The organism is Collinsella sp. AM20-15AC (genome assembly GCF_003471405.1).
Lineage (GTDB): Bacteria > Actinomycetota > Coriobacteriia > Coriobacteriales > Coriobacteriaceae > Collinsella.
The window spans coordinates 1-1,506 of the sequence record NZ_QRJA01000061.1; the positions used below are offsets into that span (position 1 = coordinate 1).

Sequence of the window (1,506 nt, forward strand, 5' to 3'; positions counted from 1 at the left end):
GGTGGCGCGCGCAGACGTGGTGTAAGAGCGTCCCGAGGTCCGTCGCTGCAAGTCCCGATGTTACTCCTTCTTGAGACCGCGCCTCTCGACTATCTCGTCCACTATCTCCCTGGCGCGCCGCCCGAGCGCGCGGCGCCTCCCCTCTGTCGGGGCCGGCCTGTCCGCGGGCTCGGCGAAGCCCTCGGCGGCCGAGGCCTCGGAGAACACGCGCTGCTGGGACCACTGTCCCTCGGTCTCCATGAGGCTCGCGCACGTCAGGCGCAGCATCGACTCCCTCGAGGGGAAGGACTGCACGACCCTGTAGCGGCGCTTGATCTCGCGGTTGGCGCGCTCCTGGACGTTGTTGGTGCGGAGCTTGGCCCAGTGCGCCCTGGGGAAGGCCGTGAACGCCAGCGCGGAGTCCTCGGCCTGCTCGAAGACCTCGCCGGCCCTGGCGGACACCGACGCCACCCAGGGCGCCGCCTCGGCCCACACGCAGCGCGCGAGGTCGGGGTCGTCCTGGTAGACCGCGGCGTGCACGAGGTCCCTGACGGCCGCCTTGGAGTCCTCGGGCCTGCCCGAGCAGGCGCTCTGGAGGTTGCGCTGCAGGTGCGTCACGCAGCGCTGCCAGGCGCAGCCCTGGAACAGGCGCGAGACGGCGGCCACGAGCCCGGCGTGGCTGTCGGAGACCACGAGGCGAACGCCGGCCAGCCCGCGCTCGCGCAGCCCGCCGAGGAATGCCGCCCAGGAGTCCTCGCTCTCGGTGTCGACCACGTCGCAGCCCAGGAAGTGCTTGCGCCCGTCGGCGCCCAGCCCGATCGCGGTCACGACGCCCTGCGAGACGACCGACGAGCCGACCCTGCAGCTCATGTAGGTAGCGTCGAGCCACAGGTAGCAGCACGGCGTGCCCGACAGGTCGCGGCGGCGGAACTCCGCCACCTCGGCGTCGAGGTCGGAGCAGAGGCTCGAGACCTCCGAGCTCGACAGCGAGGATATGCCCAGCTTGGACGCCACGCGCTCGACCTTGCGGGTGGACACGCCGCATACGTACATCTCCTGCACGATGGCGGCCACCGAGGTGTCGACGCGCGACCATCGCGCGAGCATGCCCTCGGGGTAGTAGGTGCCGTGCCTGAGCTTGGGTATCTCGAGCTCCACGTCGCCCACGGCGGTCTTGAGCGACCTGGGGCGGTAGCCGTTGCGGCTGTTCTCCCTGCCGTCGCTGCGCTCGTTGCGGCTCGCGCCGCACATCTGCTGGGCCTCGGAGTCCATCAGCGCGTTCATCACGCTGCCCAGCACCCTGCACGCGAACTCGCGCGCGTCGCCGCACTCCTGCCAAAGCCTCGCCGCCTCGAGGGCCTCGTCGCGGCCGAGGCGCAGTACACTCTCTTCTTGGGGCATCGCCTTTCCTTCCATTCGTCACCTTCATTACTCCAACGACGAATTCTAGGCGGTGTCCCCTCCCTTTCAAGAAAGGGCGGAGGCGGGGCATTCCCCGCCTCTTACACCACATCTCTGCGCGCTACC

General features: G+C 69.9%; 1 protein-coding gene. It reads right to left on the bottom strand.

Going from position 1 to position 1,506, the window contains the following annotated elements:
* Window positions 1–60: 60 nt before the first annotated feature.
* Complete coding sequence (locus DW233_RS10050) at window positions 61–1,380, bottom strand: IS256 family transposase (protein WP_233502389.1); 1,320 nt, start codon at window positions 1,378–1,380, stop codon at window positions 61–63.
* Between the last annotated feature and the right edge of the window lie 126 nt (window positions 1,381–1,506).